At 34.5% G+C, this 18301-nt stretch carries 16 protein-coding genes; 9 read left to right on the top strand and 7 right to left on the bottom strand.

The window, feature by feature from the left end:
• Positions 1 to 26 precede the first annotated feature (26 nt).
• Complete coding sequence (locus tag ABID42_RS05985) at positions 27 to 497, bottom strand: single-stranded DNA-binding protein (RefSeq protein ID WP_367282863.1); 471 nt, start codon at positions 495 to 497, stop codon at positions 27 to 29.
• A 136-nt stretch (positions 498 to 633) separates the two neighbouring features.
• Entirely contained in the window at positions 634 to 1725 is a 1092-nt protein-coding gene (mutY, locus tag ABID42_RS05980) for an A/G-specific adenine glycosylase (RefSeq protein ID WP_367282862.1), read from the bottom strand.
• Between the two features lie 325 nt (positions 1726 to 2050).
• On the opposite strand from mutY, the gene ABID42_RS05975 reads away from it, so the two are divergent.
• The 5 genes from ABID42_RS05975 to ABID42_RS05955 all read left to right on the top strand — a co-directional run bounded on the left by ABID42_RS05975 (position 2051) and on the right by ABID42_RS05955 (position 8147).
• Positions 2051 to 2335 (top strand): HU family DNA-binding protein, encoded by a 285-nt coding sequence (locus ABID42_RS05975; protein WP_184135073.1) that lies wholly within the window; start codon positions 2051 to 2053, stop codon positions 2333 to 2335.
• A gap of 116 nt (positions 2336 to 2451) precedes the next feature.
• A complete protein-coding gene (locus ABID42_RS05970) occupies positions 2452 to 3309 on the top strand; it encodes a tetratricopeptide repeat protein (protein ID WP_367282861.1) in 858 nt (285 codons plus the stop codon).
• A 729-nt stretch (positions 3310 to 4038) separates the two neighbouring features.
• A complete protein-coding gene (locus ABID42_RS05965; RefSeq protein WP_184135077.1) occupies positions 4039 to 5595 on the top strand; it encodes an Rne/Rng family ribonuclease in 1557 nt (518 codons plus the stop codon).
• An 85-nt stretch (positions 5596 to 5680) separates the two neighbouring features.
• A complete protein-coding gene (locus ABID42_RS05960) occupies positions 5681 to 7012 on the top strand; it encodes an AAA family ATPase (protein ID WP_367282860.1) in 1332 nt (443 codons plus the stop codon).
• Positions 7013 to 7097: 85 nt separating this feature from the next.
• Entirely contained in the window at positions 7098 to 8147 is a 1050-nt protein-coding gene (locus ABID42_RS05955) for a 5-methylcytosine restriction system specificity protein McrC (RefSeq protein WP_367282859.1), read from the top strand.
• On the opposite strand, the gene ABID42_RS05950 is transcribed toward ABID42_RS05955, so the two are convergent.
• The 5 genes from ABID42_RS05950 to ABID42_RS05930 form a co-directional block, all read right to left on the bottom strand.
• Positions 8144 to 8695, bottom strand: coding sequence for a DUF6702 family protein (locus ABID42_RS05950; RefSeq protein WP_367282858.1), 552 nt, complete (start codon positions 8693 to 8695; stop codon positions 8144 to 8146). The two genes, ABID42_RS05955 and ABID42_RS05950, sit on opposite strands and share 4 nt — an antisense overlap.
• The gene (gene rseP, locus ABID42_RS05945; RefSeq protein ID WP_367282857.1) at positions 8696 to 10084 is read right to left on the bottom strand and encodes an RIP metalloprotease RseP; all 1389 of its coding nucleotides are present in this window, start codon (positions 10082 to 10084) and stop codon (positions 8696 to 8698) included.
• A gap of 77 nt (positions 10085 to 10161) precedes the next feature.
• Positions 10162 to 11313: a 1-deoxy-D-xylulose-5-phosphate reductoisomerase gene (locus ABID42_RS05940; protein WP_367282856.1), complete on the bottom strand. Its 1152-nt coding sequence runs from the start codon at positions 11311 to 11313 to the stop codon at positions 10162 to 10164.
• A gap of 173 nt (positions 11314 to 11486) precedes the next feature.
• The gene (locus ABID42_RS05935; RefSeq protein ID WP_367282855.1) at positions 11487 to 12104 is read right to left on the bottom strand and encodes a rhomboid family intramembrane serine protease; all 618 of its coding nucleotides are present in this window, start codon (positions 12102 to 12104) and stop codon (positions 11487 to 11489) included.
• 123 nt (positions 12105 to 12227) lie between these two features.
• On the bottom strand, positions 12228 to 13199 hold the full coding sequence (locus tag ABID42_RS05930) for a polyprenyl synthetase family protein (protein ID WP_367282854.1): 972 nt from the start codon (positions 13197 to 13199) through the stop codon (positions 12228 to 12230).
• A gap of 150 nt (positions 13200 to 13349) precedes the next feature.
• Here ABID42_RS05930 and ABID42_RS05925 point away from each other — a divergent pair, with 150 nt between their 5' ends.
• The 4 genes from ABID42_RS05925 to ABID42_RS05910 all read left to right on the top strand — a co-directional run bounded on the left by ABID42_RS05925 (position 13350) and on the right by ABID42_RS05910 (position 18261).
• The gene (locus ABID42_RS05925; RefSeq protein ID WP_367282853.1) at positions 13350 to 14165 is read left to right on the top strand and encodes an exonuclease domain-containing protein; all 816 of its coding nucleotides are present in this window, start codon (positions 13350 to 13352) and stop codon (positions 14163 to 14165) included.
• A gap of 295 nt (positions 14166 to 14460) precedes the next feature.
• A complete protein-coding gene (gene nuoK / locus ABID42_RS05920; protein ID WP_184137192.1) occupies positions 14461 to 14790 on the top strand; it encodes an NADH-quinone oxidoreductase subunit NuoK in 330 nt (109 codons plus the stop codon).
• A 55-nt stretch (positions 14791 to 14845) separates the two neighbouring features.
• Complete coding sequence (gene nuoL / locus ABID42_RS05915) at positions 14846 to 16747, top strand: NADH-quinone oxidoreductase subunit L (RefSeq protein WP_367282852.1); 1902 nt, start codon at positions 14846 to 14848, stop codon at positions 16745 to 16747.
• A 62-nt stretch (positions 16748 to 16809) separates the two neighbouring features.
• On the top strand, positions 16810 to 18261 hold the full coding sequence (locus ABID42_RS05910) for a complex I subunit 4 family protein (RefSeq protein WP_367282851.1): 1452 nt from the start codon (positions 16810 to 16812) through the stop codon (positions 18259 to 18261).
• The last annotated feature ends 40 nt before the right edge of the window (positions 18262 to 18301 follow it).

Here is an 18301-nt window from a genome sequence, read left to right as displayed (position 1 = left end):
TCTCTAATCACCAAATAACTTATAATTTAAAATGGTAAATCATCACTGTCGTCACTACCAGTATTATTATTGAATTCAGGCGCTGGTGCTGCCGTTCTTACTGGTGCTGGACGTTGCTGTTGTGCTGGCATTGCTGAACCACTTTCTGCACTTCCTTCATTACTTGCTCTACCGCCAACTAAGGTCATTGAAGTACCTCTAATTTTAATTGTTTTTCTTACGATATTATCTTTATCAGTATATTCTTCAGTACGAATTTTGCCTTCTACATACACTGAATCTCCTTTATGAAGATATTGTTCTGCGATGTTAGCCAAATTGTCCCAAAGTTCAATTCTATGCCATTCTGTTTGTTCTACTCTTTGCCCATCCTTGTTATTGTATGCCTCAGAGGTTGCAATGCTAAAAGTTGTCACTTTCGAGCCACTCGGTAGGGATCTTACTTCTGGATCAGAGCCCAATCTTCCTAAAAGAATTACTTTGTTTACGCCAGCCATTTTTGTTTGTTTTTAAAAGTTTGAGAACCTATGTGAATTTAATGAAAAACTTACAACTTACCAATTTATACCAAGGTGCTAATGCTATGATTTAGCTTTTACCAAGTAAAAAAAGTTCATTCTAAAAATCTATTTTTTATTCAAATACATACTCTTTTAAGTAATTATTTACCAAGGTTGATTTAGGTAAATCATCAACTTCATTGAGGTTGTACCATTCAAGTTCTTGTGGCAAATGTAAGAGAAAATGATTATCTACTTCTAAATGCCAAAATTTTGTTTGTATGCGCTGATGAGTAAGTATATGGGTGTATATGCTTGATTCTCTTTTGATTAAGGAGTTTTTTATTAATTCAGACAAGAAAGTGTCTTCCATAGCAAGATACGATAAATCTTGAATATTTTCCTCAATTTCTTTCAGATAAAAATCATACATTCCTTCCCAAACATCTCTTCCTAATCTTTTACGCATGGCAAAATTACCATTTTGTTCGATGATAAAGTAATTAAAAAAACGTTCTTTTACTTTTACCTTTTTCGTTTTTATTGGTAATAAGGATACTTGTCCAGTGGCATTCGCCACACATTCCATCGCCAGTGTACAGAACATACAATCGGGCGAAGCAGGAGTACAGTGCATTGCTCCGAATTCCATAATGGCTTGGTTGTGCGTAGCCGAATCGCTTGCCGGTAATACACTTTCAGCCAATTGTGTAAATACTTTCTTAGCATCCTTGCCCGAAATATCGGTTGTTTCACCAAATACTCTTGACAATACTCTGTAAACATTACCATCTAAAACAGCTACTTTTTCACCAAAAGCGAAAGAGGCAATCGCCGCCGCAGTATAAGTGCCGATTCCTTTTAATTTTAATAATTCCGAATATTTTTCTGGAAATACTCCGTTATAATCTTCCACAACCATTTTGGCGGTTTTGTGCAAATTCCTTGCTCTGGAATAATAGCCCAAACCTTGCCAAAGCCTGAGTACTTCGTTTTCATCAGCATTTGCTAAATCTTGTACAGTAGGAAAGGCCTCCACAAACTTATAATAGTAAGGCATGCCTTGTGCAACCCTAGTTTGTTGAAGAATAATTTCAGATAACCAGATGTAATATGGATTCTGAGTGTTTCGCCAAGGTAAATCTCGTTTATTTTGAAGATACCAATTCGTAATTTTTTTTGAGAAAAAATCGTTTTTCAAGGGATGAGTAGTTTGTTTGTTCACAAATAGAGATTTGTACTTAAAATGAGTGATTTTGTTGCTTTTTCAAGAAAATCACGTAAAAATTGATATTCGAGAACGGTTTTCAGTTTTGGCAAACGGTTCAAAATTAAGCAATTACGAAAAAAAAGTTCGGATAATATTTTTTTGTTTCTTTCATAATTCAAACCAAAGCCGTACCTTTGTGACCCTTAATAATCAAGGGGTTACGAAAGTAATGATTTCATCACTAAATTCAAGGTGAACTCTACCGTTATTTTCAATGCTGAAACGCAACCAATCATTATTTGTTTAACATATTTTTTATTAATCCTAAAATTTTCAAAAAGTGACTAAAGCAGACGTAATCGCAGAAATTTCAGACAAGACTGGTATCGACAAAGCAGATGTATCAAGTGCAATTGAGTCTTTCTTTTCGGTAGTTAAAGACAACCTTGCGAATGGTGAACCAATTTATGTAAGAGGTTTCGGAAGTTTTGTAAACAAGAAAAGAGCACACAAAATCGCTCGTAATATCTCTAAGAATACTTCAATTGAGATTCCAGAACACTTTATTCCTAGTTTCAAACCTGCAAAAACTTTTGTAGAACAGGTTAAGTCAAACGCAAAATAGATTAAGTTTAGTTGTCTGTTCAAATTCTTTGTTATCCGTGGGTGGCGCTTTAACAGTGATTTGGGTTTTAAATTTACCTTAACAGATAAATTAATAGCTTAAAAAACTAAGAAATCATGCAAAAGTCTTTTATCATTATCATCGTAATTGCCTTCGGATTAGTTGGCGGTTTGTACAGTTTACCCAAAGTAGTTGTTAGCGATGAGAAAAGGACGTTAGAGCAATCTTCAAATGAAGCCCCTGCTGCAACTGCTAATCGTGATAAAGCGACAGCATCGAAAACAGAAGAGAGTGCCGAAAGTCATGGAGCAACATTGAGTGTTGAACAGCAACGTGTGATTGCGCAATTGAAGGGGAGTTATTTGAATGGGAGTACTGCGAAAGTAAAAATGAAGGCAGCGGATGAATTAATCGCTAAATTTGTGGAATACACTCGCTTCGACAGTGCTGCTTATTATGCCGAGGAAGTAGCCAAAATCGAACCCTCAGAAACGAATTTGATGAAAGCAGGTAATTTGTATTACGAAGCATTTACCTACTCGCTTCAAGCGGAAAAAACAACTGTGTTAGGGGAAAAGGCCAGAGAGATTTTTACGAAAGTTTTGGCGAAAAATCCTGAAAACTTGTTGGCAAAAACCAACATGGCAATGACTTACGTTTCAACTTCTACGCCCATGCAGGGAATTACGATGTTGAGAGAAGTAATTGCAAAGGAACCAGATTATGAACCAGCTTTGTTCAGTTTAGGTATTTTATCGATTCGTTCAAATCAGTTTGGAAAAGCGGTTGATCGTTTCAAACAAATTTTAAAGAATAACCCGTCGAATTCAAAGGCGGCTTTGAATTTAGGATATTGTTTAGCTGAACTAGACAGAAAGGAAGAAGCCAAGGAAATTCTTGAAAAAGTACTGAATAATAGTACAGATTCACAAGAAAAAGCCGCAGCAAATGAAATTCTGTCAAAATTAAAGTAATATTGTATTTTAAATATTACTTTTCGAGCTTCTTTAGCATCAGAAATACAAAAAAATTAAACATATTTTTAACATTTAAATCCTTTTATAATCATGCCTTGCGGAAAAAAAAGAAAGAGACATAAGATCTCAACGCACAAAAGAAAGAAGCGTCTTAGAAAAAGTAGACATAAGAAGAAGTAGTTAAGGCAATAAGGAATGGGCAAAGTAAATATTTATTACGACTCTTTTTTCCTTTCGCCTTGATACCCAAAAAACAGGCAGAATCTCCTTTATGGAGTTTGCCTGTTTTTGTTGTTTTTGTGAGATTGTTTGCTTGAAAGAAAAGTTTAATTACATAAAGGTTTCATTCTCAGTTTTTTATGTAATTATTGGTCATGACATTTTGGGGATATGTATTGATTTTGAAGAAATTCACTGAGTATTAATACTCGATGTTTTAATTGTTAATAAATGAAATTTAACGAGATTATTTATAAAATCATTTGCTTAACCAAGATATTCACCCACATTAAAGTCAACTTAAAAAAATTAAATTACAGACAGATTTCATTTAATAATTATCGTTTTTAAACGATGATTCCCCTAATAAAAAATCGATTTTCTCCTTTTTTTCTAGGCTCGCACATATCTGTAATTTCCTAATTTTTTAAAGACTTAACTCAAAAGCATACTCACTAACTACGACGTCCTTCATATCTCTTTCATTTCTAAATGCTTTAATCACCTGTGAGTAATGAATTAATTATCAATTCGACTCCCAAAGGTGACCGCATAGCTTTGTTGCAAGACAAGCGTATTGTGGAATACCACTTAGAGGAGTCTGAACCACACTTTTCAGTCGGAGATATTTATCTCGGGACGGTCAAGAAGATGGTAACGGGATTGAACGCTGCCTTTATTGATATTGGCTATGAGAAAGACGCCTTTCTTCATTATCATGACTTAGGTCCGAACGTCAATTCCTTAAACAAATTTACGAAAGAGGTTATCGCTGAAAGATTGCAGTCTGGACGATTAGATAACTTTAAGCTAGAACCTGAAATTGACAAGCACGATAAAATTGATAAAGTATTAAGTAAAAATACGCCGATTTTAGTGCAAGTTGTAAAGGAACCTATCTCGACAAAAGGACCTCGTTTATCTTGTGATATTTCTATCGCAGGACGTTACACAGTCTTAGTTCCTTTTTCGAATGGGGTGAATATCTCCAAAAAAATTACCGCAAAAGCCGAACGTCAGCGTTTACAACGTTTGATGTCTTCGATTAAACCTGCGAATTTTGGAGTGATTGTAAGAACAGTAGCCGAAGGAAAAGAAGTAGAGGAATTGGATAAAGACCTCCGTGAATCCATCGCTAAATGGGATGCTGGTATGAAAGCACTGAAAAGTGCGAAACCACGTGACAAAATAATCGGTGAAATGAGTCGTGCAACATCAATGTTGCGAGATTTATTAAATGAAAATTTTGATAGCGTTGTTGTTGATACGCCCGAATTGTTTCAAGAAGCCCGCAATTATGTTTCGAATATTGCTCCTGAAAAGGAAAAAATTGTGAAACTTCACCAAGGCAAAAATAAAGTTTTTGAACAATTGGGTATCGAAAAACAACTGAAAATGTTGTTTGGACGCTCAGTAAGTTTACCGCAAGGTGGCTATTTAATTGTAGAACACACAGAAGCTTTACACGTAATTGATGTAAACTCTGGAAATAAATCTAACAATGAGGATGGTCAAGAAGCGACGGCGCTGAGTGTAAACCGTGAAGCTGCTAAAGAGATTGCTCGTCAGTTAAGACTGCGAGATATGGGCGGAATTATCGTCATTGACTTCATTGATATGAAAAGACCTGAAAACAAGAAATTGATTCAGGACATCATGAAAGAAGAAATGAAAACCGACCGTTCGAAATATACCATTTTGCCTTTGACGAAGTTTGGTTTAATGCAAATTACTCGTCAACGTGTTCGTCCTGAGATGAATGTTGTTACAGCAGAAAACTGCCCAACTTGTGGCGGAACAGGTAAAATTACAGCAAGCATTGCTATTTCGGATATTATCGAGCATCATCTAGAACACATTCTTGAGAAGCAAAACGAAAAGAAACCAACAATTTTATTACATCCATTTTTACACGCATATTTTACAAAAGGTTTCCCTTCAATTCGTATGAAGTGGTTCTTTAAATATAAAACTTGGGTGAATTTAATTCAAGATACTTCCTTTGGAATTACAGATTTCAAATTTCTGAACGACCATAGCGAGCCAATTGAATTAAATGGATAAAAGATAATTACTTGTATAACAGCCTGATTTCTTCTTGATTTCAGGCTGTTTTTTTTGCCTATATTTGTGTAAATATTATTCTGAAATGCCTCAAAAAAACGCTAGAAATTATTGGTGGTTAAATGTTAATCCACGCCTTTGGTCGATAGACTCGTTCAAACTTGGACAAGTGCAGTCTTATACTTCCCACAATGAATTTGACCATAAACGTAGAATCTATAAGTATTTCGAGGCAGTTAAAAAAGGCGATTTGGTGATTGGCTATGAATCTACACCAGTAAAACAAATCAAAGCTATTTTTGAAATCACCGAAGCACTTCATTTCGACCCTTATCATGGTGAAATTATTTCCTTTAAAATGAAGGAGAAAGTTCCTGAACCGATTGACTGGATTGAACTAAAATCTATTCAATTTTTTAAAGATTCAGAAGTATTAAAAAACAATCAAGGAAGTTTATTCAAAATTACAGAAGATGAATTTGAGGCAATTCAAGCCATGATTGATGCACAGAAAGAAGCAATGATTAGCGAAGACGTATTAATCCCTTATGAAAAAAAAGATGCTTTAGTCGATTTATTTATGGATGAAGAGCAGTTTGAGGAAATACTTGAAACGCTGAAATACAAGAAAAACATCATACTTCAAGGTCCTCCGGGCGTGGGCAAAACTTTTATCGCCAAGCGTTTGGCTTATACTTTGGTCGGAACGCAAGATGATTCCAGGATAAAAATGGTACAGTTTCATCAGTCGTACTCTTACGAAGATTTTATTCAAGGTTTAAGACCTGATGGTGACGGAGGTTTCAAACTTAAAAATGGCGTATTTTATGAGTTTTGTCGCCAAGCACAGCGCAATGCTGGTATCGACCATTTCTTTATTATTGATGAAATAAATCGTGGAAATTTGAGTAAAATTTTTGGTGAATTATTGCTCTTGATTGAGTCTGACAAGCGTGGAAGAGTGAACGAAATGCCTTTAACCTATGGTGATAAAGATTCTGAGCCTTTTTATGTACCAGAGAATTTGTACATCATCGGCACGATGAATACTGCCGACCGCTCTTTGGCAATGATTGATTATGCTTTACGCCGACGTTTCGCTTTTATTACTTTAGAACCTCTTTTCAATCAAAAGTTTGAGACATATTTGGTTCAAAAAGGAGTAGAGAAAAGCTTTGCAGAAAGACTAAGTAAAGCAATTACTCAGCTAAATCAAGTGATTTCGAATGACAAAAACCTGCAAAAAGGTTTTCAGATTGGACATAGTTATTTTTCAACTTTTGCTAACGAAGAAGATACTCGAAAATGGTATCGTAGGATTGTAAATCTAGAAATCGCTCCTCTTTTAGAAGAATATTGGTTTGATAATGAGGAGAAAGTAAGAACTGAAATTAAGAAATTACTTGATATTTTTTAGCTTGTAGCTTTGAGTAATGAGCTTTGAGCTTTTTATTTTTTAGTAAAAATACTCCTCACTCCGCATTCAAAACTCCACACTCAAAATGATTCCTATTGAAAACATATATTTCTTACTCTGCTACGCTTGGAATCGGCTAGAGGAAAAAGAGTTGATGAATGTTTCTACGATTGAAGTACCCGATTTGCCTAATTTATTAGCTAAAGTACTTTTAAAAGGCATGAAAGCCTTGATAAATCGTGGTTTGGATAAACAATATATTGCTGAACAAAATCTTTATCAAGGCATTAAAGGAAGAGTAGCTTTTAATTATTCTCTTCGTAAAAATCTTTTTCAACAAGGTTTGGCAATGTGCGAGTTTGATGAACTTTCAATAAATATTTTACCGAATCAAATCTTAAAAACTTCATTACAGAATGTTATAAAACTGCCAACGCTTGATAGAAAATTGAAGAGAGATATTCAAGCTGTTTTGTATCAATTAACGGATGTTGATGCAATTGAAATTAGGAATGGTACTTTTTCAAGTGTTCAGATTCACCGTAATAATCAGTATTATCTTTTTCTATTGAATATTTGTGAATTGTTGCATCAAAACCTATCCATTCATGAAAAAACGGGAGAAGTAAAATTCAAAGATTTTTTGCGAGATGAACGCCAAATGGCTAGGCTTTTTGAAGAATTTGTACGTAATTTTTATAAAATAGAAGTACCAGAAGCAAAAGTCTTTCGAGAAGATTTACATTGGCAATTTACGGGAGAACAAATGCAGTTTTTGCCCAAAATGCAAACGGATATTTCAATCAAATTGCCTTCAAATCGGAAGATTATTATTGATGCAAAGTATTATTCAGAAACACTTCAGCATTTTTATGATGCCGAGAAAATACATTCTCGGAATTTATACCAAATGTTTGCCTACTTGAAAAACCAGCCCAACCTACAAGCGGAAGGTATTTTGTTGTACCCAACTGTCCAGAAAAGTCTAAGCCTCACTTATACTTATGAAGAACATCGAATCAGGGTCGAAACGTTGAACCTCAATCAACCGTGGATAGAAATCAAAAGAGATTTACTGTTGATATTAGAAAGAAAATTCAACGAGCTGGAAACTCGTTCTTCTGAAAATATTTAAAAATCAATTGTGAAAATTTTTGTTTTTGCATTGAAGATAAATGACTTTTTTTCATCTTTTACAAAGACATTCACGATGTTAGTTTGGTCTTCAAACATATCAATGAGTACATCATTTTTTAATCTTAGTCCTGAAAGTGCTTCGTTCATTGGTAATTCTAAGTAAATCCAAGTTGCGTCTCCTTCTTTTTCTTTTCCTATGTATTGAATGGCTTTGAGTTGATTCTTAGCATTAACCAACATAAAGTGTTTTTTCACATATTGTTCTACCAAAGCATCGTTTTTATCGTTGTTTTCAACAATAATTTTCTTATTCTGATTATCGTGCGAAAGTACTTTTTCCAAATCATCCGTAAATACTCTTACACTTACTTCAAACCCTTTACTTTTAGCATTATAGCGCATTTCGGTAAGGCTGGTATGAAATGCGTGCAAAGTATTACTTAGTTTGAAACTACTTGAAAGAATGATGATTCCTAAAAGTAAAAACCTGCCAAGATTGTTCATCTTGACAGGTTTTAAAATATTGTTATTTTTGATAGTCGTCATTTATTTAAAAAATGCTTTGAATGCTCCGTTTCCTAGTACAAAAACCATTAAGGCTAACAAGATTACTGTTCCTACTTGTTGCGCTCTTTCTAATACTTTTTCTGATGGCGGACGACCAGTGATGATTTCATACAATAAGAACAAAGCGTGACCACCATCAAGCGCAGGAATTGGCAATAAATTCATAAATGCCAAAGCCATTGAAAGTAAACCTGTAAGTGTCCAGAAATTTAACCAATCCCAGTGAGCACCGTACATTTCAGCAATTTCAAAAGGTCCGCTCAAGGCTTTATCGGCACGAACATCGCCTGCAAAAATCTTTTTGAAACCTTTAACATTTTTCACAACTACATCAAATGCGTCTGTTGCACCCATTACAAAGGCTTGGCCGATGGTATAATCTTCGTGTGAGAATTTGATTATGCGTTCTGCTGCAAAGCCTAATTTACCTTCTTTGGTAACGGTCATGTTAATGGTATCTACTTTTCCTTGTCTTTCAATACCAAAAGCAACGTTTTTTCCAGCATATTTTGTTAAGCTATCTTTTAATAATTGATAGAAAACAACTGGATGTCCATTCATACTTACTATTCTATCACCCGCTTTCAAGCCGACTTTGTAGGCAGGTAAGTCTTCTGGTGCAGACTTACCAAAAAGTTTACTTAATAAAGAAGGTTTTTTAGGTTCTGTTACTTGTGCAATTTTGAATGGATATAATGGTTGAATGAATTGGTCTTTTTGGTCAGATAATTTATTCAAGAAATCAGAAGGAATTACTACTTCGATAGTTTTTCCAGCACGTTCTACGGTATAAGAAACATCATCATCGAGAATTGCACCACCGATTTCGCTATATTCTTTGAAATCTTTTCCGTTTACTTTCAATACTTTATCGCCAGTTTTAAAACCAACTTCTTGTGCCAAACTACCAGCATAAATACCGTTTTTGTTTAGTTCGTCTTTAGCGATATAATTATTTCCAGTTTTATAATTGATACCGAAGTAGATAGCAACTCCCAAAATTACGTTGACAATAATTCCACCAAGCATTACAATTAAACGTTGCCAAGCTGGTTTTCCACGAAATTCCCAAGGTTCAGGAATGGCAGATAATTTTGAAGCATCTTGTGTTTCGTCAATCATTCCGGCAATTGAAACATAACCACCTAATGGAAACCATCCTAAACCATATTCTGTATCACCGATTTTCTTTTTGAATAAAGCGAAGTTTAAAACAGTAGGTACTGGAAACAAAAAGTCGAAGAAAAGATAGAATTTATCAACACGCATTTTGAACCACTTTGCGGTAATATAATGCCCAAATTCATGTAAACTTACTAAAATTGACAGTCCTAAAATTAACTGCCCCGCCATAACTAAACCGTCCATTTGTTAAGTGTTATCTCGTAAAATCAAATTTATTTACGATTTGTGTTCTAAGATTTTTTACTGATTAAATATTGAAATTAAACTAGCGTTTGGGCTAGTCTTCTTGTTGCTTGGTCTGTCTGAATATAATCATCAATACTTGGCTTTTGAATAAAATCCACTTTACTCATGCAGTTTTCGATGAGGTCTGACATCTCTAAAAAACCAATTTTGTCTTGTAAAAAGGCTTCAACAGCAATTTCATTGGCTGCATTCATGATACAAGGAAGGTTTCCGCCTTTGTCCATCGCCTCGAAAGCTAATTGCAAGTTACGAAATGTTTCGGTATCAGGTTGTTCAAATGTTAGAGAAGGATATTTTGTGAAGTCGAAACGTGGAAAATCTGATTTTATTCTATTCGGAAATCCCAAAGCAAATTGAATAGGAAGCTTCATATCAGGCAAACCCATTTGTGCTTTCATAGAACCATCTTCAAACTGAACCAAAGAATGAATGATTGATTGCGGATGAACAACAACTTCAATTTGCGAAGCTTTCAACCCAAATAACCATTTTGCTTCAATTACTTCTAGTCCTTTGTTCATCAAACTGGCAGAATCAATCGTGATTTTAGCACCCATTACCCAATTTGGATGTTTTAGTGCCTGAGCTTTGGTTACTTTTGCCAAATCTTCACGTTTTTTTCCTCTGAATGGACCACCTGAAGCTGTTAAAATTATTTTTTCGATTGGGTTATGAAATTCTCCAACCAAGCATTGAAAAATAGCAGAATGTTCAGAATCAACTGGATAAATATTTACTCCTTTTTCTTCGGCAAGTTTAGTAATTAATTCTCCAGCAACAACTAAAGTTTCTTTATTGGCAAGTGCAATATGTTTACCAGCTTCAATGGCTTTGATAGTAGGCAATAAACCTGCATAACCAACCATCGAAGTAAGAACTATGTCAATAGAATCCATTTGAACAACAGATTCTAAGGCTTTTGCACCAGCATAAACTTTTATTCCTGCGTTATCTAATGCTGAATGTACTTTATCGTATAAATCATCATTGCCAATAACAACACAATTTGGTTTGAACGTTAAACTTTGTTCAATTAATAAATCGGCATTGTTTTGGGCTGTTAATACTTCTACTTCGAAGATGTCTTCGTTGGCTTTTATTACTTCTAAGGCTTGTGTTCCGATTGAACCCGTTGAGCCTAAAATGGCAATTTTTCTTTTTTGCATAAATGATATTAGCCTTGAGCAATTAGTTGCAAGCTATGAGTCTTATTATCAGACGGTTTGCAAATTAGATTATTGGTGAAATCTAATTTTTTCTCAAAACTTATTCTTGAAATTATCAGTAAGAAGTTTTAAGCGGGTTAATTGTCTTTTATGATTAGATTAATGATATAAAATTAAAGAGCCCAACCCAGAATTTGGCTAATAAAGTGCGAAAATAACGAAGGTTTTAGGAGCAATGTAAAAGCAATTCCAAAAGCAGCACCATAAAGGTGAGCTGAGTGCCCAATATTATCTAAATTTCGTTTCGACATATAATAAGAGTACGCCGAATACAAAATGGCATAAATAAAACCTGGCATTGGAAAGAAATATACATAAATCTGAGCCGTCGGTTGGAAAAGAATTGCTGAAAACACAACTGCCGAAACACCACCAGAAGCACCCAGTGCATTATAATAGCGGTCGTTTTTATGGTCTGCATAACTTGGCACATTCGCAAAAATAATACCTAATAAGTAAAGAGCAGCATAAAGCAATGAACCAATATCTGAGCCGAAAATTTCTGAAAAATAATATTCTACAATATCTCCGAAAAAATACAAACTCAGCATGTTGAAAAATAAATGTCCATAATCAGCATGTAAAAAACCAGAAGTTAAGAAACGATAGTATTCTTTGTATTCTTTTACTGAATATGGATGCATAATCCACTTATTCAAAACAGTTTGATTATTCCAAGCATAAAGGCTCAGTGCAATCGTAATTCCAATAAAAATGTAAGTTAATGACATATTATTTTTTTAGAATATCTGTGGAAAAGAATTTGAATGAAACGACAAATTCTCAATTTTTATAAAACAAAAACAGCCGAAACAATTGGTTCGACTGCCAGTATCTTTCATTACAAATTTACGTTAAACCTCTCTATCAATCAAAGTTTCAGCAAATGTTCGTAGAATAAGCTTTCTGTCTTCATCTACTTTTAGCGAATCTAGCGCTTCAAAAGCTTTATCGAAGTAAGTATTAATTTTTATCGTTGCTACTTCACGAATACCTAAAGTATCATAAATGGCTGTAACTGCTTTTACTTTTTCGGTAGCGTCAAATTCTTTCAGAGAAAGCCATTTGTCTAAAGCTAATTTGGTTTCACCTTCGGCTTTTTCCAAAGCTTCTATCAACATAAAAGTTTTTTTATTCGAAATAATGTCGCCACCTACTTGTTTTCCGAATTTCTCAGGGTCGCCGTAAACGTCTAATAAATCATCTTTTAGTTGGAAACCTAAACCAATATTTAGACCAATGTTATAAAGTAAATCACACGATTTTTCGCTTGCTCCACCAATAATTCCACCTAATTCTAAGGCATAACCCAAGAGTACTGAAGTTTTTAATTTAATCATTTCAAGATATTCTTCTTCGCTAACGTTTTCACGATTTTCGAAATTCATATCTAATTGTTGTCCTTCACAAACTTCTGCGGCAGTACGATTAAATCTTTTTAAAGCTTTTTTAAATTTAGCATCTTCTACAAACATCAATAATTCGTAAGCTTGCACTAGCATTACATCGCCCGAAAGAATGGCAGTATTATCATTCCATTTGGCATGAACTGTCGGTTTGCCACGACGCAAGGGCGCTTTGTCCATGATGTCATCGTGCATTAAAGTGAAATTATGGAAAACTTCTACCGCAGTAGCAGGTTTAATTGCTTTTTGCCAATCGTCTGTGAATAAGGCTGTTGCCATTAAAGTCATTAATGGTCTCATCCTTTTACCACCCAAAGACATTAAATAGCGGATGGGCTCATATAATTCTTCGGGATGTTCACCGTAAGTTTGCTGGGAAAATTCTTCGTTGAGAGCTTGTACGAATTGTGTAAGTTTCATTTAATAATTGATAGTTTCTCTTTGAGAGTAACGCACTCCATGTTAGAAATGTTATGAATTGTCAAAAATAGAAAGAAGAATTTAAACTCTCACTCGTTTCAGATTTATTTTGGCTAACTTTGCAAAACCTCTAAACGAGGTCTATATTATATGCTCAACCATCAGCTCAAACTCCGTAAACCACTTGCCGTTTTTGATTTAGAAACGACAGGTGTAAATGTTGTCAAAGATCGCATTGTAGAAATCAGTATTGCCAAAGCTAATATTGATGGAACTGTGACAGTAAAAACCCGTCGTGTAAATCCTGAAATGCCGATTCCACTCGAATCGTCACTTGTACATGGTATTTATGATGAAGATGTTGCGAATGAACCCACCTTCAGACAAATAGCTAAGTCGATGGCTCAGTTTTTAGAAGGTTGCGATTTGGCAGGTTTTAATTCTAATCGTTTCGATGTTCCGATTTTAGTAGAAGAATTTTTAAGAAACGAAGTAGATTTTGATATTAAGAATCGTCGATTAATAGATGCACAACGTATTTTCCATTTGATGGAACCTCGTACTTTGTCGGCTGCTTATAAATTTTATTGCAAGAAAGAGTTAATTGATGCCCATTCTGCAGAAGCAGATACGATTGCTACTTTAGAAGTACTGAATGAACAAGTGAAGTATTATGAAGGAGTAAAAATTAAAGACAGCAATGGCGTAGAATTTGAGCCTGTAAAAAACGACATGGATGCTTTGCATGAAATCACAGCGTCTAAATTGGTTGACTTTGCTCAAAGAATGGCATTTAATAAAGATGGAATCGAAGTAATCAATTTTGGTAAACACGCAGGCAAGCCAGTTGTTCAAGTATTAAAGGAAGAACCTTCTTATTATGATTGGATGATGAAGGGCGATTTCCCGATGGATACCAAAAGAAAACTCACAGAAATAAAGTTAAGAGCTTTCAATAACAAGTAAATTAGCATAAGACAAAGGTTAGGTCAGAATAAACCTACACTTTTGTCTTATGTTTTTATGCTTTTATCAGTTTTTCCTTAATTTTGCTGATAAGTTTTCATTATTAAGCAGTCTATGTAAAGTGAAGGACGTTTTGTTTGGTTTAAAGTGTTTTATGTCAATATTTTAAAATCACAACTCATCACTCATAATTCATAACTCTTATTTAATTTGTCTGTAAACAAACAAATAGGTCTTTTTGATTTAGCAAAACAAGTTTCGTTTTAATAAGTTCTCAAGCAGAAACGCAATACTCATGCAACAAATACCTGATGTCATCCGAGAAATACCCTTGAACTATTATGTTTGGTTCAGTGCCGCATTATTTTGTATCGGAATTATTGGCGTATTAACACGCCGCAATGCAATCATCATCTTCATGTCGGTAGAATTAATGCTCAATTCAGTAAATTTATTACTGGTAGCATTTTCTTCTTACAAAGCAGACCCCGCTGGGCAAATCTTTGTGTTTTTTATCATGGCTGTAGCAGCGGCAGAAGTAGCAGTTGGGCTTGCCATTATTGTGATGATTTACAGAAATATCCAGACAATTGATGTTGGTTTGTTGAATAAATTGAAATGGTAATCTTCCAATTTAAAACATTATCATCTTCAACTTAGAAAACTTTCAAATTAGAATTATGTCTCTAATTACACTCATTCCACTATTTCCCTTAATCGGCTTCCTTATCAATGGAATCGGTTTCCGTCATGTTCCTAAATCTTTAGCTGGCATTATTAGCTCTGCGGCGGCATTTGCATCTTTTGCTTGTGCTTTAACCTTGTTTTTAGGCTTTAATGGTCAACCGCAAATTATTCATTTATTCGACTGGATTACAGTTGGTACTTTGAATATTTCGATGTCATTTCAGTTAGATCAATTGTCATTATTAATGCTTTTGATTATTACTGGCGTAGGAACTTTGATTCATATTTATTCAATTGGCTACATGAGCCACGACGAAGGTTTTGGTAAGTTTTTTGCTTTCTTAAACCTATTTTTGTTCTTCATGCTTTTATTAGTAATGGGTTCAAACTATGTCGTGATGTTTATTGGTTGGGAAGGCGTAGGTTTATGTTCTTATTTATTGATTGGTTTCTGGAATAAAAATAGTAATTATGGAAATGCTGCTCGCAAAGCCTTTATTATGAACCGTATCGGTGACTTGGGCTTTTTGTTAGGTATTTTCTTAATTATCAATCATTTTGGTTCTGTAGAATATTCAGAAGTATTTAGTAGAATTGCTGAAGGTGGTTATTCTTCTGGCGATAAAACTTTATTCTATATTACGATTCTTCTATTTATTGGAGCAATGGGTAAATCAGCCCAAATTCCATTATATACTTGGTTGCCAGATGCAATGGCTGGTCCAACACCAGTTTCGGCCTTGATTCACGCTGCTACGATGGTTACTGCTGGTATTTACATGATTATTCGCTCGAATATTATGTATTCATTGGCACCAGAAACTCTTGATATTGTAGCTTGGGTAGGTTTGGCAACGGCTTTATTAGCGGCTTCAATTGGTCTTTTCCAAAATGATATTAAAAAAGTATTGGCTTACTCTACAGTTTCTCAGTTAGGCTACATGTTTATGGGCTTAGGAGTAATGGCTTATTCTTCTTCGTTTTTCCACGTAATGACACACGCTTTCTTTAAAGCCTTGTTATTCTTAGGAGCAGGTTCTGTGATTCATGCGATGTCTGATGAACAAGATATTCGTTCAATGGGCGGACTTCGTAAAAAACTACCAATTACTTTTATTACTTTCCTAATTGCAACGATTGCTATTTCAGGTATTCCTCCATTTGCAGGTTTCTTCTCGAAAGATGAAATTCTAGCACATGTTTTCGAACACAACAAATTAATGTGGGCATTCGGTGTTTTAGGTTCGATAATGACTTCATTCTATATGTTCCGTTTATTGTTTCTTACTTTCTTCGGAGAATTCAGAGGAACGGAAAAACAAAAACATCATTTGCACGAATCGCCAATTGCGATGACAGCTCCATTAATGATTCTTGCAGTACTTTCTGCCATTGGTGGATTCTTTAATTTTCCACATATTTTTGGTGGTCACGCTAGTTTAGCAGAATTTATGGCGCCATTGTTTGAACATTCAGCAATTGAACATGTTGCCGTAGATGAATCACTTGAAATTAAATTAATGATTGTTTCTGTCGTTGCTGCTTTACTTTCTGCGGGCGTTGCATACTTTATTTATGTAGTGAAGAAAACCGTTCCAGTAGCAGAAGGAGAGGAAACAGGCTTACAAAAAGTAATTTACAACAAATATTATATCGACGAATTGTACGATACTCTTTTTGTAAAACCAATCACAGCACTTTCTAATTTCTTTAGAGAAGTAATTGAATTCTTAGTAATAGATTTAATTGTAGAAGGAGTTGGAAAACTCGTGAAAACACTTTCAAGTGAAGTTCGTTTACTTCAAAATGGAACAACGGGTTATTATATTTTTGCAATGGTTTTATCAATTGCAGCGATATTAGTTTGGAGCTTGAAAAGTTTCCTTTTGGGATAGATTAAAGACAATATAAATACATTGAAAGATTTGCTCATTACAAATCCGATTGATAAAAAAATATGCTAACACTTTCTCTCATTCTTCTTCCCATTATTGCAGGGCTAATTACATTAGTCATCAAGGGAGAAACCGCTAAAACTGTTGCCTTGGTCTTTGCTTTTGCTGAGTTGGCTTTAGGAGCGTACTTGTATAAGTCATTTGTGCCAGACGCTACTTCACAATTTGGCGTAAGTTATGATTGGATTCATTCAGCTGGAATAAAATTTTCTGTAGGAGTTGATGGTATCAGTTTGATTTTGGTATTTCTTACCACTTTAATGGTACCTTTTATCATTCTTTCTACTTTTGGAGCGGAATATAAAAATAGTTCAAATTTGTATGCGCTCATCTTATTTATGCAAGCAGCATTAATAGGTGTATTTACTGCAAAAGACGTTTTCCTTTTTTACTTCTTCTTCGAAGCAGCTTTAATCCCAATTTATTTTATTGCGGCTATTTGGGGAGGCGAAAATCGTATCAAAGTAACATTTAAGTTCTTTGTTTATACCATTTTTGGTTCTTTGTTTATGTTGTTGGCATTGGTTTACTTGTATTTATTGACGCCAGGAACACATTCAGCTGATATTAATGCTATTTATCAAGCAGCAGATGCTTTAGATTTATCAACTCAGAGTTACTTATTTGGGGCGTTTTTTATTGCATTTGCCATTAAAATGCCACTTTTCCCATTCCATACTTGGCAACCAGATACTTATGTGGAAGCACCTACAGCAGGAACAATGCTTTTATCAGGTATCATGTTGAAAATGGGGGTTTATGGTTTGATTCGTTTTATTTTACCAATTGTGCCACTTGGTGTAGATCAATGGGGTGGAATTGCGATTCTTCTATCTGTAATAGGAATTATTTATGGTTCTGTGATTGCGATTCAGCAAAAAGATATGAAACGATTAATTGCTTATTCATCGTTTGCTCACGTTGGATTAATGTCAGCAGGTATTTTTTCAAGAAATTTAGAAGGTATTCAAGGTTCTTTGATTCAAATGTTGGCGCATGGTATCAATGTTGTAGGTTTATTCTTCGTCGTAGAAATTATTGAAAGAAGAGCAAAATCTCGTGAATTATCTCTTTTAGGCGGTATTACACAAACTACTCCAAACCTTACAGTTTACTTTATCATTTTAATGCTTGGTTCAGTAGCTTTACCACTTACAAATGGTTTTGTAGGCGAATTTTTGTTATTGAAAGGAGTATATGAATACAATGCTTGGATAGGAGCAGTAGCAGGATTAACCATCATTTTGGGTGCGGTATATATGTTGAGAATGGTTCAGAAATCAATGTTTGGGATTACTTCTAAAATTACAGAAGGATTTACAGATTTAACATTCAATGAAAAAGCTGTTTTATTCCCACTTTCGTTTTTAGTAATTGCTTTGGGAATTGCTCCAAATATTTTCTTAAAATTAACTGAACCAGCTGTTAGCCAATTATTATCAATCATCAAATAATTTGATTGTTGGGTTTGTGCAAAGTTTTACTTTTCAGAAA

It is taken from the genome of Arcicella rosea (assembly GCF_040543805.1).
GTDB lineage: Bacteria > Bacteroidota > Bacteroidia > Cytophagales > Spirosomataceae > Arcicella > Arcicella rosea.
This window is presented reverse-complemented; position numbering and strand designations above follow the sequence as displayed.